Genomic DNA, 22,952 nt, shown 5'->3' with positions numbered 1-22,952 from the left:
CCGGCGAACAGCGGCGTCGCGAACATCAGCAGCATGATCGTGCCGTGCATCGTGAACGCCTGGTTGAACTGCTCGTTCGACATGATCTGCAGACCGGGGCGAGCGAGCTCGGCGCGCATGAGCAGCGCCATCACACCACCGATCAGGAAGAACGCGAACGCCGTGACCAAGTAGAGCGTTCCGATCGTCTTGTGATCGGTGGTCGTCAGCCACCGCACGGCCCTGATGTCTCTGATCCTCTTCACGCCCCGCCTGTGTCCGCGCCCGGCCCGTCGGTCACACTCGGACGGCGCGACGAGCATCACGGAAGAAGGGTGTGACGATCCGGGGGGTGCCGGACACGAACCGAACATGAGCAACGACGAGATCTTCGCCGCTGCCTATCGCGAGCACTACTGGGCGGTCAGCCGCTATGTCGCCAGGCGACTGCAGGGGCGGGCCGACGAAGTGGAGGAAGTGGTGGCGGAGGTGTTCACGGTGGCCTGGCGCCGCCGGTCCGACCTGCCCGGGTCGCCGCTGCCCTGGCTGTACGGCGTGGCACGCAACTGCCTGGCCAACGCGGTACGCGGCTACGGACGGCGGCGCCGGCTGGTGGACCGGCTGGGCAACGACGAGGCGGCGCACGGCCGGCACATCGTGGACAGCCCCGACGCGGAGGCCCCCGGCGCCTGGGTGCACGAGGCGCTGGCCCGGCTCTCCCCGGCGGACCAGGAGGTGCTGCGCCTCGCGGCATGGGAGGAACTCGACGCCGAGGAGATCGCGGTGGCCCTCGGTTGCGGCAGACGGGCGGCGGTCATGCGGCTGCACCGGGCCCGGCGCCGGCTGAGAGCCGAGATCGACCGGATGCGGCCCGCTGCGGCAGTCCTGCCCGCCCCCGCCGACGCGACCCTCTGCGAGGACCACCGACATGGCTGACGAACTCGAACTCCTCCGCCGCGCCGACCCGGTGCCGGCCGACGGCCCCCACTTCGGCGACGGACCGCTGGACCACCGCGCCGAGCGGCAGTTGGAGCGGCTGCTGCACGAGGACCGTCCACGGCGCCGTCTCCGGCTGCTTCCGTCGCTCCCCGGCCGTACCCCGCGCGCCCGGCTGGTCTGGGGCCTCGCCGCCACCGCGGCCGTCCTGGTGGTCGCCGTCAACGCCGTGCTCGGTGGTCCGAGCACGCCGCGGGCCGTCGCCGCGCCCCGCCCGCTGACCGTCCGTCTGCACTCCACGCCCGTACCCCTGAAGGAGCTGGTCGCCCTGGCCGACGCGGCCGCGTCGGGCGGCTCACCGGGCCTGCGCAAGGGCACGCACGTGCAGTCGTGGAGCCTCGGCATGAGCGACGGCAGGCACCCCGTCACCCTCCCCGAGGAGCGGGTGGTGCGCTGGCGGGCGGACGACAGCCACACCGAACTGGTCGTGGCGACCGACCCGCGCAGGCCGGGCCGCCCTGTCCTCACCGACGAGGGAGACGTCCCGCACGAGGTGGCGGACGGCCATGTGATCAGCCGGACCACTTATCCGCCGATGTGGAGCGACGTCCCGCCCGCGGGAACCCCGCCGCACACCGCGGCGCCTCTGCGGGCCTACCTCACCGAGATCGTCCGGCCCGAGATCAACCGCAGCAAGGCCCCGCTGAGCACGACCGAACTGTTCGACGCCGTCGGGGAACTGCTCGACCACTGGACCCTGGGTGCCCGCGAGTCGGCGGCCCTCGTCCGGCTGTTCGCACAGGCCGAGGGGCTGCGGCCGGCCGGCGAGGTGACCGACCGCCTGGGCCGCCCCGGCCACGCGTACGTGTACGACACGGGGAGCGTGCGCCACATGCTGATCCTGGAACCGCGCACCGGCGCGGTGCTCGGCATGGAGACCACCTTCACCCGGGCCGAGCCCGAGTACCGGGTCGAGGCCGGGGACGTCATGGAGTACCGCGCCTGGATGCGCTGATCACACGCCGAGCTGCCGGGCGGCGGCGTCGACCGTCTGTTCCAGCAGCGTGGCGATCGTCATCGGGCCGACACCGCCGGGCACCGGCGTGATCAGCGAGGCCCGCTCCACGGCCGAGTCGAAGTCGACGTCGCCGACGTTCCCCGCGTTGTAGCCCGCGTCGACGACGACCGCGCCCGGCTTGATGTCCTGGCCCCGGACGAGACGCGGCCGGCCCACGGCGGCGACCACGATGTCCGCCTCGCGGACCGCGGCCGACAGGTCCCGGGTGCGCGAGTGGCAGTAGGTGACGGTCGCGTCCCGGGCCAGGAGCAGCATGCCCATCGGCTTGCCGAGGATCGCGCTGCGGCCCACCACCACGGCCCGCTTCCCGGCCGGGTCGACGTCGTACTCGTCGAGCAGCCGGATGATGCCGCCGGGCGTGCAGGAGACGAAGCCCGGCAGGCCGAAGCTCATCGTGGCGAACGAGGCGAAGGTGACGCCGTCGACGTCCTTCTCCGGAGCGATCGCCTCGAACGCGGCCCGCTCGTCGATGTGGTCGCCCATCGGGTGCTGGAGCAGGATGCCGTGCACGGTCGGATCGGCCGACAGCTCCCGCAGGGTGCCGACGAGTTCGGCGGTGGTCGTGGCGGCGGGCAGCGCCACGTGCCGGGACTCGATGCCGGCCTTGCGGCAGCGGTTCTGCTTCATGCGGACGTAGGTGACGGACGCCGGGTCCTCGCCGACCAGCACCGTGGCCAGACAGGGCGCGCTGCCCGTCCGCTCGGTGAGGTCGGCGGCCTTCTTCGCGGTCTCCTCGACGCTGCGGCGGGCGAGGGCGGTGCCGTCCATGAGTCGGGCCTGTGTCATCTGCGCACTCCTGAGCTGGGTTGACCTTGATCGCCCAGGCGCGCGGCATGCTCCACGGGCCGCTCCCCGGTGGTACTCCACCTCAGCGCCAGTCACGGCCCGCCCACAGCCTAACCGAGAGTGCGGGCGGCGCTCAGTCCGCGTCCGCGGACCCCGGTGCCGTGGGATCCGCCCCGGCGAGGAAGGCGTCCGCCTGGGCGGCCAGCCGGTCCGCGCCGATCGCCCCGGCCCAGCGGACGATCTCCGCCGCCAGCGCGACGGCGCCCGCCTCGTCGCCCGCGTCCCGGGCCAGCACGGCCAGCAGCAACTGCTGGGAGAGGGTGCCCGGCACCGTGCCGGCCCGGGCGCCCAGAGCAGTGGCCCGTCGCCAGCGCTCCCCGGCCCGCTCGCCGTCACCGGCGTCGTGGTCGTGGTCGCCGAGATGCCGCAGCGCCTCGCGGGCCAGCAGACCGTCCGCGCCGGCCTCCCCGGCGCGCAGCGCTGCCGTGTAGTGTCCGGCGGCGGCCGCCCGCTCGGCGAAGTGGTTCTCCGTGATCAGCCCCCGGTACATCGCCGCCCAGCCCCGCCGCACCTCGTCCGGGGCGCTGCCGTGCAGCTCCCGCGCCCGGTCGAGGAGGGCGGCGAGCGCCTCGGGGTCCTTGCCGTCCGGGCCGATGCGCAGGGTGCCGTCGACCAGGAGCAGCCGGCCGTAGGTGTGCCTGAGCCGCAGGAAGCCGGTGTCCCAGTCGCCGTCCGGGAACTCCTTCTCCGCCGCCTCGAGCCGCTCGGCCGCGGTGTCCGTCCCCGCGAACCAGTCGCGGTCCAGGGCGACTTCGGCTGCGGCCCGGGTGATCCGCGCGCGAGCGGCGGGGTCGTCGGTGGCGGCCGCGTCGAGCAGTCGAGCGGCCCGCTCCCAGCGGCCGGCGACGCTCAACTCGCGTGTGGCATCGAGGAGTTCTTCGATGTCAACGCATGTGTGGGTTGCAGAGGTCATGCCGGGCAAGGTAGTTGGGCAGAAAATGATCCACAAGAAAACCACTGCGGGAGGCAGACAATGCAGGACTCGGTGGACCGGCACGTGGCCGTCTGGGCGCGCGAGCTGGACTGGCTGGACCCGGTCAAGGAGGCGATCATCGCGAGGCTGGCGATCCTCGGCCGGCACACCGCCCAGGCCCGCCGGGACGTGCTTGACTCCGACGGCCTCAAGTACTGGCAGTACAAGGTGCTGTTGATGCTGCGCAGGTCCGGGCCGCCGTACGAGTCGAGTCCCTCACTGCTCGCCGACCGGCTCGGCCTGACCCGGGGTGCGCTGTCGGCGCGGCTGGGGGCCGTCGAGGAGGCCGGGCTGATCACCCGTACCCACGAGACCGGCGACCGCCGGCGGGTGCGGGTACGGCTCACCGACGCCGGGCACGCCGCGTTCGAGGCACATGCGGCAGCGGAGGGCGCGGGTGAGGGTGTGCTGCTCGCAGCACTGACCGAAGAAGAGCGGCGGACGCTTGCAGACCTGCTGCGGAAACTGGTCCTGGCAGCCGAGAGCGGGGACGCGCCCGGCCCAGCGTCGCCCGGGTCGAGAAGGTCCAGGTCAGCCGGGAGGTGACCTGGACCCTCGCGACCTTCCTCCCTACTCGTCCCATGCCTGGATCAGGATCTGTTCGGCGATCTTGCCGTCACGCAGGGTGACCATGGACTCGGCGAGGACACGGGTGCCGTCCCCGTACTCGCAGGACTCGGAGAAGGCGGCCCGGTCGCCCTGGATGACGCACTGGTCCAGCTTGTGCGTCATGTCGCGGCTGTAGACGTCGTCGAGCAGCTCGGCTATCTCGCGCCGACCGTGCAGGATCTTGGGATGGCTGGGCTGGGTGTTGCGGTCGATGATGCGGATCTCGGCGTCGTCCGCGTAGAGGGCGAGCAGAGTGTTCCCGGTGTTCCCTTCTATGCCTCGGCGCAGTGTCTCGGTGTCGAAGGCGGAGCCTGTCGCAGCGCCCATGGTGACCTCCTTAAGCGCCCATGGCCCGGCGGGAACAGGCCGCACGGGCCCCACCTCCGAGACTCCTCCGCCCCGGCGGCAACGGCAAGCGCAGCCGAGGCGGTCCGCCTGACGGGTGAGCGGCGACCGGGGGCCGTGTCCGGGTGGGGCCCGCCGCCGTTGCTGAGGACATGATCTCAACACGACGTATCGTCGCCGCCGTCGGTCTGGCCGTCGGCGTCACGGGCCTCGCCGCGCCGCTGGCGAACGCGGCCGACGCGAGCGCACCGAACACCGGGCAGATCAACCCGATGACCACGCTTGACTCGCTCGCCGTCAGCGACATCCCCGCGGAGCACAGGACCGAGCTCCCGCGGGTCTCGGACCAGCTCCGCCCGCTGAACCAGGTCAGCGAACTGCAGCGGCTGAACGAACTGCACCAGCTCACCGACCTCGTCGCGCCCGTGACCGGTCTGCTGCCCGCCGTCCAGGCCTGAGCCCCCCACGCACCCGAGGGCCGTCCTGCCCGGGACGGCCCTCACCGCTGTCCGTCCGGACCGCGTGGCGACGGCCGAAAGATCCACTGCCGCCGTCGTGGTCCATGCCGTCGGCGGGCCCTCGCGCGTAGGGTCGGCTCCGAAGGCACATCGAGGAAAAGGGGCCAGGCCATGGCGCAGGAAGTACGCGGCGTGATCGCACCGGGGAAGGACGAACCCGTACGGGTCGAGACGATCGTGGTCCCGGACCCGGGGCCCGGCGAAGCCGTCGTACGCGTCCAGGCCTGCGGTGTCTGTCACACCGATCTGCACTACAAACAGGGGGGCATCTCGGACGAGTTCCCCTTCCTGCTCGGCCACGAGGCCGCCGGCGTGGTGGAGTCGGTCGGCGAGGGTGTCACCGACGTGGCGCCCGGCGACTTCGTCGTCCTCAACTGGCGTGCCGTGTGCGGCAATTGCCGGGCCTGTCTGCGCGGCCGCCCCTGGTACTGCTTCAACACCCACAATGCGAAGCAGAAGATGACCCTCGCCGCCACCGGGCAGGAACTCTCCCCGGCGCTCGGCATCGGCGCCTTCGCCGAGAAGACGCTGGTGGCGGCCGGACAGTGCACCAAGGTCGACCCGGCCGTCTCCCCGGCCGTGGCCGGGCTGCTCGGCTGCGGGGTGATGGCCGGCATCGGCGCCGCCATCAACACCGGAGGCGTCGGCCGCGGCGACTCGGTCGCCGTCATCGGCTGCGGCGGCGTCGGTGACGCGGCCGTCGCCGGGGCGAACCTCGCCGGCGCGGCCCGGATCATCGCCGTGGACATCGACGACCGCAAGCTGGAGAAGGCCCGCACGCTGGGGGCCACCCACACGGTCAACTCCAAGGAGACCGACCCGGTCGAGGCCGTCCGGGAGCTGACCGGCGGCTTCGGCGCCGACGTCGTCATCGAGGCGGTCGGCCGGCCCGAGACGTACAAGCAGGCCTTCTACGCCCGCGACCTGGCCGGTACCGTCGTCCTCGTCGGCGTCCCCACCCCCGAGATGAAGCTCGAACTGCCGCTGCTGGACGTCTTCGGGCGCGGCGGCGCGCTCAAGTCCAGCTGGTACGGCGACTGCCTGCCCTCCCGGGACTTCCCGATGCTGATCGACCTGCACCTCCAGGACCGCCTGCCGCTGGACGCGTTCGTCACCGAGACCATCCGACTCGACGAGGTGGAGAAGGCGTTCGACCGGATGCACCAGGGCGACGTGCTGCGCTCGGTGGTGGTGCTGTGATGGGCGCCCGCATCGAACGCCTCGTCACCTCAGGCCAGTTCACCCTCGACGGCGGCACCTGGGACGTGGAGAACAACGTGTGGATCGTCGGCGACGACCACGAGGTGGTCGTCATCGACGCGGCCCACGACGCCGAGGCCATCGCCCGCGCCGTCGGCGACCGCCGGCTCACCGCCATCCTGTGCACCCACGCCCACAACGACCACATCGACGCGGCTCCCGCCCTCGCCGACCTCACCGGCGCCACCATCTGGCTCCACCCGGACGACCTGCCGCTGTGGAAGCTCACCCACCCCTACCGCGACCCCGACCGTCATCTCGACGACGGCCAGGTCATCGAGGCCGCCGGCGCCGACCTGACCGTCCTGCACACTCCGGGCCACGCCCCCGGCGCCGTCTGCCTGTACGACCCCGGGCTCGGTGTCGTCTTCAGCGGCGACACCCTCTTCCAGGGCGGCCCCGGTGCCACGGGACGCTCGTACTCCCACTTCCCGACGATCATCGAGTCCATCCGCGACCGGCTCCTCACCCTCCCGCCGGAGACCAAGGTCCTCACCGGACACGGCGACTCCACCACGATCGGCGCCGAGGCACCCCACCTGGAGGAGTGGATCGAACGCGGGCACTGAGCGGGACTTCGGGTACGAGTCGACCCAGGGCCGCCGGCTCTGGGTCGTCAGCGGTCACGAGGACCTGGGCGAAAAGCTGCGCCGCTGAGAAAAGGCGACAGGAGATGTCCGGCTTTCCCGGGAGAGTGGACGACGAGCGAGAGTCGTACCGCACGGGAGGTCGGACATGTCAGGGCCGCTGGAAGGCAAAGTAGCGCTGGTCGCAGGGGCGACCCGGGGCGCGGGACGGGGCATCGCCGTGGAACTCGGCGCGGCCGGCGCCACCGTCTACGTCACCGGACGCAGCACCCGCGCCCACCGCTCCGAGTACGACCGCCCCGAGACCATCGAGGACACCGCCGACCTCGTCTCGGCGGCCGGCGGACAAGGCGTCGCCGTCCCCGTCGATCACCTGGACCGGTCCGCGGTACGGGCCCTCGTGGACCGTATCGCGGACGAACAGGGCCGCCTCGACCTCCTCGTCAACGACATCTGGGGCGGCGAGAAACTCTTCGAGTGGGACACACCGGTGTGGGAGCACGACCTCGACAACGGGCTCCGGCTGCTCCGGCTCGCCGTCGAAACGCACGCCGTCACCAGCCACTTCGCGCTGCCGCTCCTGCTGCGCCACCCGGGCGGCCTGGTCGTGGAGGTCACCGACGGCACCGCCGAGTACAACCGCGACACCTACCGCGTGAACCTCTTCTACGACCTCGCCAAGGCCTCCGTGCTGCGCATGGCCTTCGCACTCGGCCACGAACTCGGCCCGCGCGGCGCCACCGCCCTCGCGCTGACCCCCGGCTGGCTGCGCTCGGAGATCATGCTCGACGCCTTCGGTGTACGCGAGGACAACTGGCGCGACGCCCTGGGCCGCGAACCGCACTTCGCCATCTCCGAGACCCCCCGCTTCGTCGGCCGCGCCGTCGCCGCGCTGGCCGGCGATCCCGAGGTGGCCCGCTTCAACGGGCAGTCCCTCTCCAGCGGCGGCCTCGCCCGGCAGTACGGGTTCACCGACCTCGACGGCAGTCGTCCCGACGCCTGGCGGTACCTGGTCGAGGTGCAGGACCCGGGCAAGCCGGCGGACGTGACCGGATACCGGTGAAACCGGGCCCGTACGGCCCTACGGTCACCCCATGACCGATCTCAAGCGCTTCGCAGGACAGGGAGTTCTCGTCACGGGCGCCGCCCGCGGCATCGGCGCCGCCACCGCCCGGCGGCTCGCCGAGGAGGGCGGCCGGGTGCTCGTGACCGACCGGGACGGGACCGAGGCGGAGCGGACCGCTGCCGCGCTGCGCCGACTCGGCCTGACCGTCGAGGCGTTGGCGTGCGACGTGGGGGACCGGGACTCCGTCGAGGCGGCCGTGGCCCATGCCGTGGCCGCCTTCGGCTCGCTCGGCGTGCTGGTCAACTGCGCCGCCCACTGCACCCCGGACGTCCCCCTCTTCGAGAACGAACCCGACGAGGCGTGGGCCCGGGACCTCGACATCACCCTCACCGGCGCCTACCGCTGCTGCCGCGCCGCCCTGCCCCACCTCGCCGCCTCCGGACACGGCGCCATCGTGAGCGTCGGCTCCGTCAACGGCCTGCAGGACTTCGGCAACCACGCCTACAGCGCCGCCAAGGCCGGCCTGGGCTCCCTCACCCGGACCCTCGCCGGACACGCGGCCGCCCGGGGTGTCCGGGTGAACCTCGTGGCGCCGGGCACGATCCGCACCTCGGCCTGGGAAGGACGCGACGACGAACTCGACGCCGTCCGCGGCCTGTACCCGCTCGGCCGGGTCGGTGAAGCGGACGACATCGCGGCCGCGGTCGCCTTCCTCGCCTCCAGCGACGCCGCCTGGATCACCGGCACCACGCTGGTGGTCGACGGCGGCCTGACCGCCGTACAGACCGGGTTCCGCACCGCCCTCGAACAGTCCTGAGCCGTCAGCCGGAAGCCGCCGCGAACACGTCCAGGACCCGGCGGATGTCGTCCTCGGTGGTGCGCCAGTTGCTGAACGCGGCCCGCAGCGCGGGCACCCCGCCGTACACGGTGGGCGTCACGAACGCCTCCCCGGAGTCGGCGACCGCCCGCGCCAGCGCGGCCACCCGCTCCTGGGCGGGCTCCTCGCCGGCGAGCGTGAAGCATACGACGTTGAGCCGGACCGGGGCCAGCAGGCGCAGGCCCGGCAGGGCGTCGACGCCCTCGCCCAGCCGGCGGGCGAGGGCCACGTTCCGCTCGACGATCTCGCGGTGCCCGGCCCGGCCGTAGGCCACCAGGGAGAACCAGGCCGGCAGGGCGCGCAGCCGCCGGGAGTTCTCCGGGGTGAGGTGCAGGAAGTCGGGCTCTCCGGTGGGCAGGCCCAGGTACGGCGAGGCGTTGTGGAACACGGCCACCTGGAGGTCGCGGCGGCGGGTGAACTGGACGGCCGCGTCATAGGGCACGTTGAGCCACTTGTGCAGGTCCACGCAGACCGAGTCGGCCGCGTCCAGCCCGTCGACCAGAGCGGCGTACTCGGGGGAGAGGGCGGCGAAGCCGCCGAACGCGGCGTCCACGTGCAGCCAGAAGTCGTGGCGCTCCTTCAGCGCGGCGATCGCCCGCAGGTCGTCGAAGTCGACGGTGTCGACGGTCCCCGCGTTCGCGACGACGATCGCGGGCCGCCCGCCCAGGCCCGCCAGCGCCGTCTCCAGCGCGGCCACGTCCACGGCCTCCCGATTGCCCGCCAACAGCGGCACCCGCCGCAGCCGGTCCCGGCCGATGCCCAGCACCGACAGGGCCTTGACCACGCTGGAGTGCGGACTGCCGGAGAGCACGTCGACCGGGCCGAGCGCGGCGGCCCCCGCCCGGGAGACGTCCACCCCGAGCCGCTCGCCGAGCCACTCGCGGGCGATCGCCAGCCCGACCGTGTTGGACACCGTCGCCCCGGTCACGAACGCCCCGCTGTGCGCCTCGCCCAGCCCGAACAGCTCGCGCAGCCACGCCACGGTCTCCCGTTCCAGCTCCGCCGCCCAGGAGCCGACCGACCCGGACACGTTCTGGTCGAACGCGGAGGTCAGCCAGTCCCCGGCGACCGACGCGGGGGTCGCGCCGCCGGTGACGAAGCCCAGGTAGCGGGGCCCGGCCGAGCCGGACAGGCCCGGCGCCCACCGCTCGGCGAACCGCGCAAGGGCGCCCGTGCCGCCTGCGCCCTCGTCCGGGAGGGGCGCACGCCCGGGCGGCCGACCGGGTGCGGTGACCGGCCGCTCGGCCAGGCCCGCCACCTCACCGGCGGCGAAGTCACGGGCGGACTGCAGGAGTTCGGGAAGCCGGGAGAGATCGTCGGCGAGTGTCGGGTGCATGAGCCGCAGCGTAGGCCCGACGCGTGCCGCACGACTGGTCCACTTGAGGGAAACTGGACCAGTGGACACAGGTTTCGTCGCCGCGCTCGGTGACTGGCGTGCCCGGCCCGGCCCCCGCGCCGGCTCCCTCGCCACGGCGGTGCGTGAGGCGGTCGTCGACGGGCGGCTCCCGGCCGGCTCCCGGCTGCCCTCGGAGCGGGAACTCGCCCGTACCCTGCACCTGAGCCGGGGCACCGTCGTGGCCGCGCTGACCCTGCTGCGCGACGACGGCTGGCTCGCCACCCGGCACGGCAGCGGCAGCGTCGTCCGCCTGCCCGTCCGGCTCACCGAGCGCACCACGCCCTGGTCCCAGGACCGGGGCGGCGCCCCCGACGCCGACCTCGACCTCACCCTCGCCGTCACCGCCGCACCCCACGAGGCCTTCCGGACCGCCCTCGCCCGCGCCGCCGAACGCAGCGCCGCCCTGTTCGTCGACTCCGGCGTCACCGGCGCGGGCCTGCCCCGCCTGCGTGAACTGCTCGCCGACCGCTACACCCGCGCCGGCCTCGCCACCCGCCCCGAGCAGATCCTCGTCACCGCGGGCGCCCAGGCCGCCCTCACCCTGCTCCTCGACCACCTGCACACCGACCGCCGGTCACCCGTCGTCGTGGAGAACCCCACCTACCCCGGTGCCCTCGCCGTCCTGCGCGCCCGCCGCACCCGCCTGCTGGCCGTCCCCGTCACGGCACCCGAGGGCTGGGACACCGCCCGCCTCACGGACGCCGTACGCCGCCACGGTCCCCGACTCGCCTACCTGATGCCCGACTTCCACAACCCGACCGGCGCCCACATGGACGCAGCGACGCGCCGTACGATCGCCTCCCTCGCCGACCGGTTCGGACTGACCGTCCTCGCCGACGAGACGATGCGCGACCTGGACCTGAGGACCCCGCCCGGCACCGAACCCCACCTCGCCGGGGCCCGGGTGATCCAGATCGGCTCGGCGAGCAAGACCCTGTGGAGCGGCCTCAGGGTCGGCTGGATCAGGGCGGGCGCGGACCTCGTACGACAGCTGCGGCTGAGCCCGCTCCAGGCCCAGCTCTCCCCGCCCCCGCTGGAGCAGCTCGTCGCCGCCGAACTCCTCGGCACTCCGCTCCCGGACCTCCTCGCCGACCGCCGCGACCGGCTCCGCGCCCAGCGCGACCACCTCGCCGGCCTGCTCACCGCGACCGGATGGACGTACACCGTCCCGGACGGCGGCCTCACCCTGTGGCTGCGCCTCGGCGCGGGCACGAGCGCCACCGACCTCGCGGCCCGGGCCGCCGCACGCGGGCTCGCCGTCACCCCCGGCCCGCACTTCGCCGCCGACCGCACCACCCTCACCCGGCACCTGCGCCTGCCGTTCACGGCGACGGAGGAGACGCTGACGCGAGCGGTGGGCCTCTTGCGCGCGTGTTCGGGGAGCCCCGAAACCGCCTGACCCGGCCTCCGCGCAGCGACGAAGCGGCGACGAAGTTCACCGTTCCGTCACAGCGTGGCCGGAACTACAACCGTCGGCTCGGGCGGCAGGTCTAGTAGGCCGAGAGCACGGGAATCCGAAGGGGACCACCCGGGGGAGGCCCTGGGAACACAGGGGAGAAGGGGAAGGGGTCGACATGGGGGACATACGCAGACGAGGTGTCGTCGCGCTCGGCGTCACCGCACTGGTGGCGCCGCTCACGCTCGCCTTCACCGCGGCACCGGCCCAGGCCGCGAGCTGCACCACGCAGGCGGGGCCGTACCAGAAGCAGGTGGAGAAGTTCCTCGGCCGCCCGGTCGACGGAAAGCAGTCCTCCGCCGACTGCAAGGCCATCCAGGCGTTCCAGAACAAGCACGGCATCACACCCGCCATCGGCTACGCCGGGCCCGTCACCTGGGGCGTGATGGACCTGATGAACAAGCAGAAGGCCGTCGGGAGCAACCCGAACAAGGACGGCAAGTGCCCGGTGAACAAGGGCCGTATCGCCTGCGTGAACCTTTCGCTCCAGCTGAGCTGGATCCAGGACGGCAACAAGCTCGTCTACGGGCCCGTGCCGGTGCGCACCGGACGTGACGGGTACGAGACCCGCACCGGCCTGAAGAAGATCTACTGGCGGGACATCGACCACGTCTCGGACATCTACGACGTGCCGATGCCCTACAGCCAGTTCTTCGACGGCGGGCAGGCCTTCCACTCCGTCAACCTCAGCATGTGGAACCCGCCGGGCTCCCACGGCTGCGTCAACATGACCACGAGGGACGCCAAGAAGTACTGGTCGCTGCTGAAGACGGGCGACGACGTCTTCGTGTACGGCCGCAAGCCGGGCACCTGAGCCGGCCCGGGCGCCCGCTCACCGGCCTCAGTCGTCCGGTGCGTCCCCGAAGTCGGGGATCTCCAGCCGGACCCCGCCCTGCCGCGCGGACTCGTGCGCGACGATGCCCGGCAGGGTGTAGCGGGCGGCCACCCACGCGTTCACCGACGGCAGCGTGCGGGTGTTGACCGCGGTGACGAAGTCGTCCACCAGGAAGTGGTGGCTGCCCTCGTGCCCGTTGTGCAGCTGGTCGAACTCCCGCGGCAGCCGGGCCCGGTCGTGCACCGGCGCCGACCCGGAGGTGAAGGCGGCCCGCAGCTCCGGCGCGATGTGCTGCAGCGACGGATCGTCGGGCGACAGGGTCGGCTTGGGCTCCAGCAGTTCGCTGATGTCCTTCACACCGTTCTTGTCCTGCCACAGCGCCACCGTCGCCAGCTGCTCCATGCTCGCCTCCGTCCCGAAGAACCGGAAACGCGACTCGCGGATGTGCGAGGGGTAGCCGACCCGCCGGAACTCGTTCGTACGGAACGAGCCGCCGCCCGCCACCTCGAACAGCGCGGTCGCGTTGGACACGTCGTTGTCGAACCGGCTGACCGAACGGTCGAAGACGCCGTCGCCGCGTTCGTCCCGCACGCCGATCGCCGAGACGCTCACCGCGTGCGTCCGCCAGGCGCCGAGCACCCCGCCGACCGAGTGCGTCGGGTACAGCAGCGGGGGATAGCTGGCGGTCGCCTTCCAGTTCTCGCCGCCGCTGTACTGGTAGGCGTCGTAGAAGCCGAGGTCCATGTCGTGGACGTAGTCGCCCTCGGCGTAGAACAGCCGGCCGAAGGCGCCCTCGGCGATCTGGTTGCGGGCGTGCACGGTCGCCGGGTTGTACTGGCTGGTCTCGCCCATCATGTACGTCAGACCGGTCGCCCTGACCGCGTCGATGATCGCCGTGATCTCCTCCGTGGTGATCGCCATCGGCACCGCCGAGTACACGTGCTTGCCCGCGTTCAGGCCCTGCAGGACCAGCGGGCCGTGCGTCCAGCGCTGAGTGAAGATCGCGACCGCGTCGACCGCCGGCGACTCCAGCATGGCCTCGTACGACGGGAACGTGCCCGCGAGCCCGTGTGCGGCGGCCAGCCGCCCGGCCCGCTCGGGCAGCAGGTCGGTGATGTGGACTTCGCCGACGCCGGGATGGGCCTGGAACAGCGAGGCGAACTGACCGGAGAACTGGCCGGCACCGACGATGCCGAGGGAGAAAGTCATGCGGATTACTTTTGCTCCAGAAGAATCAGAGCGTCAAGGGGGCGCCCGTAGCTTTCGTCTACGGGAAAGATCCCAGTAGAGTGGCCTGGTTGCTTCAACCTCAAAAGAAACGGAAGGGTCGGCCTTCATGAGCAGCTGGCTGCCGCTGAGCCCGGGGGAACGCTCCGTGGCGATCGAGGTCCTGGTGCACGGCCCGCTGTCCCGCACCGAGCTGGCTCGTCGGCTGGACCTCTCGCAGGGCAGCCTCACCCGGCTGACCAAGCCGCTGATCGAGTCCGGCCTGCTGGTGGAGGTGCCCGAGGCGGGTGCCCCGGCCCCGGTGCGCCAGGGCCGGCCCTCGCAGCCGCTCGACGTCGTCGCCGAGTCCCGCACCTTCCTCGGCTTCAAGATCACCGAGGACTTGGTCTACGGCGTCGTCACCACGTTGCGCAGCGAGGTCGTCGCCCGTCTCGACCGGCCGCTGACCGGACGCGACCCGGCGGCCGTCGCCGACCTGCTCGCGGAGATGACCGCCGAACTGGCCGCTCGCCACCCGGCCCTCGCGGGCATCGGCATCGGCGTGGGCGGGCTGGTGCGCGAGCGTGCGGTGGTCGGCGAGTCGCCCTTCCTGCGCTGGCGGAACGTTCCGCTCGCCGAGCTGGTCCAGGAGCGCACCGGCCTGCCGGTGGTCGTGGAGAACGACGTGGCCGCCCTGGTCGAGGCCGAGACCTGGTTCGGCGCCGGACGCGGCCTCGACCGCTTCGTCGTCCTGACCATCGGCGCGGGTTTCGGCTACGGGCTCGTGCTCGGCGGCAGGCGGGTGTCCTACGCCGAGGAGGACCGCGGCTTCGGCCGGCACCTGATCATCGACCCCAACGGCCCGCTCACCCCGGACGGCGAGCGCGGCAGTGCCGTGTCCCTGCTCGGCATCCCCAGCATCCGCTACCAGATCCGCGCCGCCACCGGCCGGGACGCCACCTACGAGGAGATCCTCGCCGCTGCGGCCGCGGACGAACCCATGGCCTCCCGGGTGATCGACGAGGCTGCCCGGGCCCTGGGCACGCTGGTCGCGCAGATCGCCAACTTCGCCATGCCGCAGAAGATCCTGCTCGCCGGGGAAGGTGTGGGCCTCATGGATGTGGCGGGGGACACGGTGCGCGAGACCATCGCCGCCCACCGGCACCCGCAGGCCGCTCCGGTCGGCCTGGAGACCAAGATCTCCGACTTTCACGACTGGGCACGCGGAGCAGCGGTGTTGGCGATCCAGGTCCTCGTGCTCGGTGCGGACCGGGTGTGAACTCCCGCCTCCACTTGACACATTGACGTGATGAGTAACACGGTCCGAAATGTCCGTATCGGGTGTACTTACTCACAGCGCCTTCACGTAGCCCGGCATATGCTTCACAGCATGTCCACCACTGTTGAAGCCGTCTCCGAGCGATCGGCCGACGAGGTCAACGAGGAGATCAGGGCCCTGTGGCGCCGGTCGGGCGGGACACTTACCACCGAGCAGCGCGCGGAGTACCAGCGCCTCGTGATGGAGTGGGCCGCGGCGGCCCCGCACCAGGCGGCCTGAACCTCTCTCGTCAGCCCCACGTCGCCGAGTAGTACCGCTGGTACGCCTTGCGGTCCTGCTCGGCACGGAAGTAGCGGGTGGCGACCAGCGCGATCAGACTCCCCGCGATGACCAGCAGCCCGGGACCGACGTTCCGGGTGTCCGTGAGCCGTGCCAGCAGCGTCTCGCCCTGTGCGGTGCCCGTGACCGGCGCCGAGGAACCGGGCGAGGCCGCGCTCGGCGCAACGGCACCCTGGCCTGCCGGGGCGGACTGCGCGGGGGAGGGTGCCGCGCCCTGGGCGCCGCCCGCGTTCTGTGCCGACACGAGGAGTCGGACGTTCAGCGCCGCCATCGCCTTGGTGATCGGCTGGAAGAACGTCGTCCCGCCCGTGGTGCAGTCCCCGTTGCCGCCCGAGGTCACGCCCAGCGCGACGCCCTCGGAGAACAACGGGCCGCCGCTGTCGCCCGGTTCGGCGCACACGTTGGTCTCGATGAGTCCGGTGACCGTGCCCTCGGGATAGTTCACGGTCGAGTTCAGCCCGGTCACCTGGCCGTCGTGCAGCCCGCTGGTGCTGCCGCTGCGGAACACCCGCTGCCCGACCGTCGGATCGGCCGCACCGGTGATCCGCACGCCCTTGCCGCCGCCGATCGCGACCACGTCGGCACCGTCGCCGGCCTTGCCGGAGTTGTACTGGACGAGCGAGAAGTCGTTGCCGGGGAAGTTGCTGCTGACCGTCTTGCCCAGCTGCTGGTTGCCCTGGTTGTCGGCGAACCAGATCGATCCGGCGGGCCCGCAGTGGCCGGCGGTGAGGATGAAGTCGCTCTGCCCGTTGCTCACGTTGAAGCCCGCCGAGCAGCGACCGCCCGTCGACAGGATCGGCTGCGCCCCGTTCAGCCGCGTGGTGAATTTGCCGTTCGTGCGCTCCATGTGCACGAAAGTGCCGATCCGCGCGGCGACTTGGGTCATCCGGGACCAGTCGTCGGCCGACACCGTACGGTCGGCCTGCACCACGACCCGGTTGGTCCGGTAGTCCATCGACCAGGCGGTGCCCGCCACACGGGGCGCCGAACGCAGGGTGGCCGTGGCCGACTTCAGCTCGTTCATGCTGTGCGACACGACCTTCGCCTCGGCCCCCGCACGGCGCACCGTCTGTGCCGCCTGCGCATCGGTCACCGCGACGACGGGCCGCCCGTCGCCGCCGATCCAGCTGCCCGCCGTCCGCGCCGTGCCGAGCTTCGCCACCAGCGCCGCGCCCGTGTCACCGGCCGTCCCGGCCGAACTGAGCGTCCTGGCGGACGCCGGGGGAGTCTCGCTCGCCATGGCCGCCTGGGCGACCATCGCACCTCCCAGGAGGAGTCCGCCGACCGCCGCCAGGCGTGTCACTCGCCGGACGACCCGTCGTCGTGCGTGCCTCATGCATGGCTCCCGAACCCGAACGCGCGATGCCCCTACCGGCACCACGGGGCCCTCCGGTCGTCGAGCGCCCGACCCTGAGTACGTGGCCCGGCCCGGTGGTGTTCACCGACGGCGGTGATCTTCTCGACCCGAACCCGCCGCCGGCTCTCGCGCGTCGCCGTCAGGCCTTGCGCGCCACCCCGCCGAACATGGCGACCTCCTCCGGCTCGGCGCCGTCGCCGTCCTCCGGGCGCCAGCGCGAACAGGACACCACGCCCGGCTCCAGCAGCTCGAGACCGTCGAAGAAACGGGTGACGTCCTCGGGCGTACGCTGGGTCAGCTTCGGAGTGCCGTGCTCGTTCCAGAACTTGACCGCCTCGTCCACGTCCGGCATCGACGGGCTGGTGACGGTGTGCGACAGCACCAGATGGCTGCCCGACGGCAGCCGGTCCGTCAACTGCCGCACCAGGCCGTACGGGTCCTCGTCGTCGCCGATGAAGATGACCACGCCGAGCAGCATCAGCGCCACCGGCTGAGTGAAGTCCAGCGTCTTCGCGGCGTGTTCGAGGATCGCGTCGACATTGCGCAGATCCTCGTCCAGGTAGTCGGTGCGGCCCTCGGGCGTGCTGGTGAGCAGGGCGCGGGCGTGCGCGAGGACGAGCGGGTCGTTGTCGACGTACACGATCCGCGCGTCCGGAGCGATGCGCTGGGCGACCTCGTGCGTGTTGTCGGCGGTGGGCAGCCCGGTGCCGATGTCCAGGAACTGGCGGATGCCGAGCTCGCCGACCAGGTGGCGTACCGCCCGGCCCAGGAACAGCCGGTCGGCGCGCGCGTACTCCCCGATGCCCGGGTGGAGTTGGCGAATCTGGTCGCCGGCCGCTCGGTCGACCTCGTAGTTGTCCTTGCCACCGAGCCAGTAGTTCCATATCCGGGCCGTGTGCGGCTGGCTGGTGTTGATCCGGGCGCGCAGCGACACGGCCACGTCGTTGGTGGCTGCCGGGTTGTCGGTCACGTGGGTTCAGCTCCTGGATGCCTGAAGAGAGGTGCGCCATTCAAGACGCAATCTAGACGCCCGAGTTGATCTGTGCCGCACGTCCCGGGCTTTCCGCGTCCGAACCGGGCCGGGACCAGCTGCGCGCGTCGCCGCGCACCGACTGCGCGCACCGACTCCGCACCCCCGAACGGGCGCAGCCGCGCGACCGGAGCCGGATCCCCGCGGCCGCCCGGCTCGGCGGAGGCGATCCGGCGGGCGATCCCGGCGAGGAGGTCGGCGAGCTGCACCCGTGCGTCCAGCCGCGAGTGCACCGGCAGCACCCGGCGAGGCAGGCCCCCTCCTGTCGCGCAGCGGATCGAGCACCGGGATCAGCGGTCGCGCCACGGTCGGCCGGGCCCGGTGGGTCCAAGCGGTCCTCGGTCGCCCCGTCCGCCCGGCTCGCCCCGTTTCCGGTCACGCCACAGCCGCCTATCTTGAGCCCCATGACCAGCATCCCGCACGGCACACCCGGCGAACCCGACCCGCTGCGCGTCCTCGGCCTGGAGCGGCTGCGACGTCGTACGAGCATGAAGTGGCGCGCCTACCCCGAGGACGTGCTGCCACTGTGGGTGGCCGAGATGGACGTACCCCTCGCCGAGCCGGTCGTCCGCGCCGTCACCGACGCGCTCGCCCTCGGGGACACCGGCTACCCCGCGGGCACCGCCTACGCCGAAGCGCTGGCCGGGTTCGCCGCCAAGCGCTGGCACTGGCACGGGATCGCCGTGGAGCACACCGCGATCGTTCCGGACGTGATGCTCGGTGTGGTCGAGATGCTCAGACTGGTCACCGGTCCCGGGGATCCGGTGATCGTGAACGCGCCCGTGTATCCGCCGTTCTACCAGTTCGTGAGCCACATGGACCGCCGCGTGGTCGAGGCCCGGCTCGGCGCCGACCTGCGCATCGACCTCGATCGGCTGGCGGAGACGTTCCGGGAGGCGACCGCGGGCGGTGGCCGGGCCGCGTTCCTGCTGTGCAGCCCGCACAACCCCACCGGCACCGTGCACACCGCAGCCGAACTGGCCGCCGTGGCCGACCTCGCCGAGCGGTACGGCGTCCGTGTCGTCGCGGATGAGATCCACGCCCCGCTCGTCGCCCCCGGTGTCACCTACGTGCCGTACCTGAGCGTGCCCGGCGCCGAGCGCGGCCTGTCGCTGATGTCGGCGTCCAAGGGCTGGAACCTCGCCGGGCTCAAGGCCGCGCTGGCCGTCGCCGGACCCGGCGCCGCCGCCGACCTCGCCCGGCTGCCCGAGGAGGTCAGCCACGGCCCCAGTCACCTGGGCGTCATCGCCCACACCGCCGCCCTGAACGACGGCACCGAATGGCTGGACGCCCTGCTGGCCGGTCTCGACGCCAACCGGCGCCTGCTCACCGACCTGCTCGCCGAGCACCTGCCCGCGGTCCGCCCGTGTCCCGCCGAGGCCACCTACCTGGCCTGGCTCGACTGCCGTGCCCTCGGACTCGGCGACGACCCCGCCGAGGTCTTCCTCGACCGCGGCCGGGTCGCCCTCAGCCCCGGCGTGCTCTTCGGCACCGGCGGCGCCGGGCACGTGCGCCTGAACCTGGCGACCTCTCCGGAGATCCTCACGGAGGGGGTACGGCGGATGGCGGCGGCCCTGGCCTGAACCATCGGCGCTCGGCCTCCTAGACTGCCGGAATGGACGACACGCAGCTGGACCGGCTCGGCTCCGGCAAGTACCTGCTGGTCACCAGCTACCGCAAGGACGGCACCCCCGTCGCGACCCCGGTGTGGGTGGTCCGGGACGGGGACGCCCTGGGCGCGTGGACGGCCGCCGACAGCTGGAAGGTCAAGCGCATCCGCCGGCGCGCCGACGTCCTCGTCGGCCCCTGCGACCTGCGCGGCAATCCCACCGGCGACCAGCTCCCGGCCACCGCCGAGATCGCCGACGCGGCCACCACCGCCCGCTACCGCACCCTCATCGCCCGCAAGTACGGCATCGTCGGCCGGCTCACCCTGCTGGGCAGCCGGCTGCGGCGCGGGCTGGAGGGCACGGTCGGGATCCGGGTGACGCTGAAGCCCTGAGGAGGCTGCTGCTTCCCCAGGGCTTCAGGCGGCTACGACGAGGGCTTTAGGCGGCTACGACGCGTCGAGCACCGTGCCGTTCAACTCCAGGCCGCCGGGCTTCGGTTTGCCCGTCTGCTCGTCGATCTGCTGGAACCGCACCGACTCCGAGGACTCCCGCACCCGGTCCTTGACCGTGGGAATGGTGATGTCCGCACTGGTCTTGCCCGCCGGGATGTTCTCCCACAGGTAGAGACCGCCGGACACCTTGGACAGCGGCCGCTCAGGGTCCGGCGAGGCACCGGTGGTGTCCCGCAGCCAGCGCGCGGACACGTCCTTGGTGGACAGCTCGGTCCCGTCGGGCGCCACCGCGAGGAAGAACGCGCTCATGTCCACGTCGACGGCCTCGGACAGCGACACCCGCCACTTCAGACCCTGCCCCTCGGTCACCTTGTCGGCGACGGGGGTGACGGTCATCTTGGGCGCCGGGTCGTCGTCGTGCACCGTGATCCCGCCCCGGTACGAGCCGACGACCGCGCCGCGGACCGCCTTGACGCTGATGTCGTACGACACGTCCTGGCCGTAGCGCTTGTTGCCCTTCACCTCGACCGGCACGTCGATGTCGTGACCGCCGGGACGCACGGTGACCAGCCGGTTCGTGACCTTGCCGGAGGCCGGGTCGAAGACGTACACCCGGACCTGTCCGCTGCCCTGCCCCGACACCTCGACCGGAACCTGGTAGGTGCGGGTGCCGGAGTCGCCCTCGTCCACGGTCATGCGGCCGACGTCCACGCGCGGCAGACCGGCCGCCTGCACCGCCGGCAGACCGGGGCGCCAGCCCCAGGCGTCCATCAGCCAGGCCCGGCCGGAGCCCGAACGCGGGGTCAGCTCGAGGGACTTGATCCGGTGCAGGTCGAGCCCGGCGCGGGTGGCCGCCGTCAGCGGCACCCGGATCTCCCGTGCCCAGTAGGACGCGGTGCTCTGACTGCCCGGCAGCCCGTCGGCCTTCACCTTGCCGAGGACCGCCTTGCGGCCGGAGGCGTCGGTGACGGACACGTCCAGCCGTGTGCCCCGGGAGTTCGGCGGCACGAACAGCCGCAGCGTGAGCGCCTTGTCACCGGCCATCGAGACCGGGTCCTTGACCGCCACCCGTGCCGGGGTGCCCGCATGCGTCCAGTGCAGCGCGATCGCGTGCCGGCCGGGCTCGCGGTCGGTCTCCCACTGCACGAAGTGCGGAGAGCTCCCCTTGGCACCTTGGCCCAGGCAGGCCTTGGCCGGTGCGGGGTCCACTGCCGCGCACAGCTTGGCGCCGGTCACGGACACCCCGCCGTCCGGCAGGAACCCGGCGTCACGGAGCCCGCCCACCGCATGGCTGAGGACCCGCGCCGGGTCCGCCGACGGCGCCCGCTTGCCGGAACCGTCCAGCAGCGGCCGGACCTTGTCGTCACCGGCGAGGAACAGCCGCGCGGCGGCCGCGATGTAGGTCGAACCGGCCCGGTGCTGCTGGTCGGCGGTCAGCCGGGTCGCGGCACGCTTGGCGCACACCGGGTCGGGGTGCTGCGGATCGTCCGAGAAGTCGTCCTGGGCGGGCGCGGTGGCCTGCCCCGGCGTCCACTCGGAGTTGAAGAAGTTGTGGTTGGCGCCGATGACGTACACCGCGCTGTGCAGTGCGGCACCGCGGCTCACCCCACGCGTGCCGTCGACGTACATCTCGCCCTGGAGGTCGGAGACGTCACCGTCGCAGCCCGGCAGGATCGACACGGACGGCACGTCGGGCACCGGGTTCTGGCCGAAGACGGTGGGGCCGATGAGGACCAGACCGCGGATCGTCCAGCGCACCGGCCCGTGGTAGCCGTCCTGGGCGGCGGGCGGCGGGTACAGGCTGTCCATCGCGGCCCGGTCGACGCCCTCGCCGCCGCGCGAGTGCCCGACCAGCAGGACGCGGGACAGGTCGGCGCGGGGCGCGTCCTGCACGATCTGCGGGGCGGTCTCGGGGTGCGCGGTCCAGTCGGCCCACTGGGCCAGGTGCAGTCGCACCAGGGACGAACGCGCCTGCGCGCCGCCGTCCTCGGCGTTCCAGTCCTGGCCGTTGATGCCGTTCGCGGAGATCGACACGGTCACATAGCCCTGGGAGGCCAGCAACTTCTGGTCGCGCAGGTAACCGCGGTGGCTCGGCACCGCCTTCGTCCCGGCCGGGCAGGGCCAGTCGCCGGTGATGTCCTGACCCTTGTAGCAGGTGAAGTGGCGGCCGTGCAGGAACAGCGCGAGCGGGCGCGGGCCGCGGGCGCCGGTGGGGGCGACGACCACCGCGCGCATCTCCACCGGGGCGGAGAAGCCCGGCAGCCGGACCGACTTCAGGCTGTACTCACCGGTCTTGGTGCGGTACGAACCGGGCTTGCCCGGGTCCACGGGGTTGGCCGGCAGAGGTGCCGGCGGCTGGACCGCGGATCCGGTCGGGACGGCGCCCCGGCCGTCCAGTCGCCGTCCGCCGGACCAGACCTGCAGCCCGCGCAGCTCGCCGGCGTGCTGCCCGTCGAGCGGCAGCCGGAAGGTACGTCCGTCCTTGGCCGGCTGCGGAATCCCCAACAGGCGTCCACCCGAACGGAATTCGACGCGTGCGTCCCCCATGGGCACCGGCCGGTCCGAGCGCCACACCAGCTGCTGCGACGCCGACCGGCCGCCGGTGATCCCCCACCCTGGCGGCAGCTTCCCGTCGGCCGCTGCGGTCAACGCCGCCGACTCCGATGATGGTTGACCCTGTGCGACTGCCGCCCCTGGGGATGCGCCCGCCACCGCGAGCAACGCGGCGGCGGTGACCCATATGCGCCGGGCACGGACCACAGTTCCTCCTCTGACCCCGTCCTCGGGCGTCCCGGCGGTCCCGGGCGCCCCTCGTCCCGGGAGGACGGGAAGGAGACACTGTGGGTTGCCTGTGAAGGGCAAGTGTTGGATCACATCGTGCGGCCGGCGCTCCGGCGCACGGCAACGGTGGGGTCAGC

General features: G+C 72.5%; 23 protein-coding genes and 1 riboswitch. Of the genes, 14 read left to right on the top strand and 9 right to left on the bottom strand.

Features of this window, described 5'->3' with window-relative positions:
• A partial coding sequence (locus tag ACIF83_RS20770) for a cbb3-type cytochrome c oxidase subunit I (RefSeq protein ID WP_399728791.1) occupies nt 1-302 on the bottom strand: 302 nt, incomplete at its 3' end.
• Between the two features lie 49 nt (nt 303-351).
• Between ACIF83_RS20770 and ACIF83_RS20765 the strand changes: the two genes are divergently transcribed.
• Both ACIF83_RS20765 and ACIF83_RS20760 read left to right on the top strand, forming a co-directional pair.
• The gene (locus ACIF83_RS20765) at nt 352-915 is read left to right on the top strand and encodes an RNA polymerase sigma factor (RefSeq protein ID WP_393477904.1); all 564 of its coding nucleotides are present in this window, start codon (nt 352-354) and stop codon (nt 913-915) included.
• On the top strand, nt 908-1,930 hold the full coding sequence (locus ACIF83_RS20760; RefSeq protein ID WP_399728788.1) for a CU044_5270 family protein: 1,023 nt from the start codon (nt 908-910) through the stop codon (nt 1,928-1,930). Before ACIF83_RS20765 ends, ACIF83_RS20760 begins: the two co-directional genes overlap by 8 nt.
• Here the strand turns inward: ACIF83_RS20760 and ACIF83_RS20755 are convergent, their stop codons facing one another.
• Both ACIF83_RS20755 and ACIF83_RS20750 read right to left on the bottom strand, forming a co-directional pair.
• The gene (locus tag ACIF83_RS20755) at nt 1,931-2,779 is read right to left on the bottom strand and encodes a bifunctional 5,10-methylenetetrahydrofolate dehydrogenase/5,10-methenyltetrahydrofolate cyclohydrolase (RefSeq protein ID WP_399728785.1); all 849 of its coding nucleotides are present in this window, start codon (nt 2,777-2,779) and stop codon (nt 1,931-1,933) included. It abuts the gene before it with no gap.
• A gap of 25 nt (nt 2,780-2,804) precedes the next feature.
• Nucleotides 2,805-2,885: riboswitch (ZMP/ZTP riboswitch) on the bottom strand.
• Between the two features lie 27 nt (nt 2,886-2,912).
• Complete coding sequence (locus ACIF83_RS20750) at nt 2,913-3,752, bottom strand: hypothetical protein (RefSeq protein WP_399728783.1); 840 nt, start codon at nt 3,750-3,752, stop codon at nt 2,913-2,915.
• Between the two features lie 60 nt (nt 3,753-3,812).
• On the opposite strand from ACIF83_RS20750, the gene ACIF83_RS20745 reads away from it, so the two are divergent.
• Nucleotides 3,813-4,358, top strand: a complete 546-nt coding sequence (locus tag ACIF83_RS20745; RefSeq protein ID WP_393477914.1) for a MarR family winged helix-turn-helix transcriptional regulator — start codon at nt 3,813-3,815, stop codon at nt 4,356-4,358.
• Nucleotides 4,359-4,382: 24 nt separating this feature from the next.
• On the opposite strand, the gene ACIF83_RS20740 is transcribed toward ACIF83_RS20745, so the two are convergent.
• On the bottom strand, nt 4,383-4,748 hold the full coding sequence (locus tag ACIF83_RS20740; protein WP_393477916.1) for a nuclear transport factor 2 family protein: 366 nt from the start codon (nt 4,746-4,748) through the stop codon (nt 4,383-4,385).
• Between the two features lie 170 nt (nt 4,749-4,918).
• Between ACIF83_RS20740 and ACIF83_RS20735 the strand changes: the two genes are divergently transcribed.
• From ACIF83_RS20735 to ACIF83_RS20715, 5 genes are all read left to right on the top strand, one after another.
• Nucleotides 4,919-5,224, top strand: a complete 306-nt coding sequence (locus tag ACIF83_RS20735) for a hypothetical protein (protein ID WP_393477919.1) — start codon at nt 4,919-4,921, stop codon at nt 5,222-5,224.
• A 171-nt stretch (nt 5,225-5,395) separates the two neighbouring features.
• Complete coding sequence (locus ACIF83_RS20730) at nt 5,396-6,484, top strand: S-(hydroxymethyl)mycothiol dehydrogenase (RefSeq protein WP_399728778.1); 1,089 nt, start codon at nt 5,396-5,398, stop codon at nt 6,482-6,484.
• Entirely contained in the window at nt 6,484-7,113 is a 630-nt protein-coding gene (locus tag ACIF83_RS20725; protein ID WP_399728776.1) for an MBL fold metallo-hydrolase, read from the top strand. The genes ACIF83_RS20730 and ACIF83_RS20725 overlap by 1 nt, the downstream gene beginning before the upstream one ends.
• A 166-nt stretch (nt 7,114-7,279) precedes the next feature.
• Nucleotides 7,280-8,194 carry an SDR family oxidoreductase gene (locus ACIF83_RS20720; RefSeq protein WP_399728773.1) on the top strand — a complete coding sequence of 305 codons (915 nt, stop codon included), beginning with the start codon at nt 7,280-7,282 and terminating at the stop codon, nt 8,192-8,194.
• A 31-nt stretch (nt 8,195-8,225) separates the two neighbouring features.
• Nucleotides 8,226-9,014, top strand: a complete 789-nt coding sequence (locus ACIF83_RS20715; protein ID WP_399728770.1) for an SDR family NAD(P)-dependent oxidoreductase — start codon at nt 8,226-8,228, stop codon at nt 9,012-9,014.
• A gap of 4 nt (nt 9,015-9,018) precedes the next feature.
• On the opposite strand, the gene ACIF83_RS20710 is transcribed toward ACIF83_RS20715, so the two are convergent.
• Nucleotides 9,019-10,410: a pyridoxal phosphate-dependent decarboxylase family protein gene (locus ACIF83_RS20710; RefSeq protein ID WP_399728767.1), complete on the bottom strand. Its 1,392-nt coding sequence runs from the start codon at nt 10,408-10,410 to the stop codon at nt 9,019-9,021.
• Between the two features lie 61 nt (nt 10,411-10,471).
• Here ACIF83_RS20710 and ACIF83_RS20705 point away from each other — a divergent pair, with 61 nt between their 5' ends.
• Both ACIF83_RS20705 and ACIF83_RS20700 read left to right on the top strand, forming a co-directional pair.
• Nucleotides 10,472-11,869, top strand: coding sequence for a PLP-dependent aminotransferase family protein (locus ACIF83_RS20705; RefSeq protein WP_393477932.1), 1,398 nt, complete (start codon nt 10,472-10,474; stop codon nt 11,867-11,869).
• 175 nt (nt 11,870-12,044) lie between these two features.
• Nucleotides 12,045-12,740, top strand: coding sequence for a L,D-transpeptidase family protein (locus ACIF83_RS20700; RefSeq protein WP_399728764.1), 696 nt, complete (start codon nt 12,045-12,047; stop codon nt 12,738-12,740).
• Between the two features lie 27 nt (nt 12,741-12,767).
• Here the strand turns inward: ACIF83_RS20700 and ACIF83_RS20695 are convergent, their stop codons facing one another.
• Nucleotides 12,768-13,970, bottom strand: coding sequence for a Gfo/Idh/MocA family protein (locus ACIF83_RS20695; protein ID WP_399728761.1), 1,203 nt, complete (start codon nt 13,968-13,970; stop codon nt 12,768-12,770).
• A 127-nt stretch (nt 13,971-14,097) separates the two neighbouring features.
• Between ACIF83_RS20695 and ACIF83_RS20690 the strand changes: the two genes are divergently transcribed.
• Nucleotides 14,098-15,246 carry an ROK family protein gene (locus ACIF83_RS20690; RefSeq protein ID WP_399728758.1) on the top strand — a complete coding sequence of 383 codons (1,149 nt, stop codon included), beginning with the start codon at nt 14,098-14,100 and terminating at the stop codon, nt 15,244-15,246.
• A 99-nt stretch (nt 15,247-15,345) separates the two neighbouring features.
• Nucleotides 15,346-15,525, top strand: a complete 180-nt coding sequence (locus ACIF83_RS20685; protein WP_393477943.1) for a hypothetical protein — start codon at nt 15,346-15,348, stop codon at nt 15,523-15,525.
• 10 nt (nt 15,526-15,535) lie between these two features.
• Here ACIF83_RS20685 and ACIF83_RS20680 read toward each other — a convergent pair whose 3' ends face one another.
• Together ACIF83_RS20680 and ACIF83_RS20675 are read right to left on the bottom strand one after the other, a co-directional pair.
• On the bottom strand, nt 15,536-16,921 hold the full coding sequence (locus ACIF83_RS20680) for a S1 family peptidase (protein ID WP_393477945.1): 1,386 nt from the start codon (nt 16,919-16,921) through the stop codon (nt 15,536-15,538).
• 160 nt (nt 16,922-17,081) lie between these two features.
• On the bottom strand, nt 17,082-17,912 hold the full coding sequence (locus ACIF83_RS20675; RefSeq protein ID WP_393477948.1) for an SAM-dependent methyltransferase: 831 nt from the start codon (nt 17,910-17,912) through the stop codon (nt 17,082-17,084).
• A 464-nt stretch (nt 17,913-18,376) separates the two neighbouring features.
• Here ACIF83_RS20675 and ACIF83_RS20670 point away from each other — a divergent pair, with 464 nt between their 5' ends.
• Nucleotides 18,377-19,555 carry a MalY/PatB family protein gene (locus tag ACIF83_RS20670; RefSeq protein WP_393477951.1) on the top strand — a complete coding sequence of 393 codons (1,179 nt, stop codon included), beginning with the start codon at nt 18,377-18,379 and terminating at the stop codon, nt 19,553-19,555.
• Between the two features lie 32 nt (nt 19,556-19,587).
• Entirely contained in the window at nt 19,588-19,974 is a 387-nt protein-coding gene (locus tag ACIF83_RS20665; protein WP_393477954.1) for a PPOX class F420-dependent oxidoreductase, read from the top strand.
• 54 nt (nt 19,975-20,028) lie between these two features.
• Here the strand turns inward: ACIF83_RS20665 and ACIF83_RS20660 are convergent, their stop codons facing one another.
• On the bottom strand, nt 20,029-22,794 hold the full coding sequence (locus ACIF83_RS20660; protein WP_399728752.1) for a hypothetical protein: 2,766 nt from the start codon (nt 22,792-22,794) through the stop codon (nt 20,029-20,031).
• Nucleotides 22,795-22,952 lie beyond the last annotated feature (158 nt).

It is taken from the genome of Streptomyces sp. NPDC085866, assembly GCF_044541035.1.
Taxonomy (GTDB): Bacteria; Actinomycetota; Actinomycetes; order Streptomycetales; family Streptomycetaceae; genus Streptomyces.
Note: the sequence above shows the minus strand (reverse complement) of the source record. Positions and strands in the feature narration are given on the sequence as shown.

What these genes read in the sequence shown, in the direction of transcription:
- ACIF83_RS20720 (WP_399728773.1), top strand. Translation starts at nt 7,280, where the DNA reads ATGTCAGGGCCGCTGGAAGGCAAAGTAGCGCTGGTCGCAGGGGCGACC.
- ACIF83_RS20735 (WP_393477919.1), top strand. Translation starts at nt 4,919, where the DNA reads ATGATCTCAACACGACGTATCGTCGCCGCCGTCGGTCTGGCCGTCGGC.
- ACIF83_RS20710 (WP_399728767.1), bottom strand. Translation starts at nt 10,410, where the DNA reads ATGCACCCGACACTCGCCGACGATCTCTCCCGGCTTCCCGAACTCCTG.
- ACIF83_RS20750 (WP_399728783.1), bottom strand. Translation starts at nt 3,752, where the DNA reads ATGACCTCTGCAACCCACACATGCGTTGACATCGAAGAACTCCTCGAT.
- ACIF83_RS20730 (WP_399728778.1), top strand. Translation starts at nt 5,396, where the DNA reads ATGGCGCAGGAAGTACGCGGCGTGATCGCACCGGGGAAGGACGAACCC.
- ACIF83_RS20665 (WP_393477954.1), top strand. Translation starts at nt 19,588, where the DNA reads ATGGACGACACGCAGCTGGACCGGCTCGGCTCCGGCAAGTACCTGCTG.
- ACIF83_RS20745 (WP_393477914.1), top strand. Translation starts at nt 3,813, where the DNA reads ATGCAGGACTCGGTGGACCGGCACGTGGCCGTCTGGGCGCGCGAGCTG.
- ACIF83_RS20755 (WP_399728785.1), bottom strand. Translation starts at nt 2,779, where the DNA reads ATGACACAGGCCCGACTCATGGACGGCACCGCCCTCGCCCGCCGCAGC.
- ACIF83_RS20700 (WP_399728764.1), top strand. Translation starts at nt 12,045, where the DNA reads ATGGGGGACATACGCAGACGAGGTGTCGTCGCGCTCGGCGTCACCGCA.
- ACIF83_RS20725 (WP_399728776.1), top strand. Translation starts at nt 6,484, where the DNA reads ATGGGCGCCCGCATCGAACGCCTCGTCACCTCAGGCCAGTTCACCCTC.
- ACIF83_RS20680 (WP_393477945.1), bottom strand. Translation starts at nt 16,921, where the DNA reads ATGAGGCACGCACGACGACGGGTCGTCCGGCGAGTGACACGCCTGGCG.
- ACIF83_RS20765 (WP_393477904.1), top strand. Translation starts at nt 352, where the DNA reads ATGAGCAACGACGAGATCTTCGCCGCTGCCTATCGCGAGCACTACTGG.
- ACIF83_RS20760 (WP_399728788.1), top strand. Translation starts at nt 908, where the DNA reads ATGGCTGACGAACTCGAACTCCTCCGCCGCGCCGACCCGGTGCCGGCC.
- ACIF83_RS20690 (WP_399728758.1), top strand. Translation starts at nt 14,098, where the DNA reads ATGAGCAGCTGGCTGCCGCTGAGCCCGGGGGAACGCTCCGTGGCGATC.
- ACIF83_RS20740 (WP_393477916.1), bottom strand. Translation starts at nt 4,748, where the DNA reads ATGGGCGCTGCGACAGGCTCCGCCTTCGACACCGAGACACTGCGCCGA.
- ACIF83_RS20715 (WP_399728770.1), top strand. Translation starts at nt 8,226, where the DNA reads ATGACCGATCTCAAGCGCTTCGCAGGACAGGGAGTTCTCGTCACGGGC.
- ACIF83_RS20670 (WP_393477951.1), top strand. Translation starts at nt 18,377, where the DNA reads ATGACCAGCATCCCGCACGGCACACCCGGCGAACCCGACCCGCTGCGC.
- ACIF83_RS20685 (WP_393477943.1), top strand. Translation starts at nt 15,346, where the DNA reads ATGCTTCACAGCATGTCCACCACTGTTGAAGCCGTCTCCGAGCGATCG.
- ACIF83_RS20695 (WP_399728761.1), bottom strand. Translation starts at nt 13,970, where the DNA reads ATGACTTTCTCCCTCGGCATCGTCGGTGCCGGCCAGTTCTCCGGTCAG.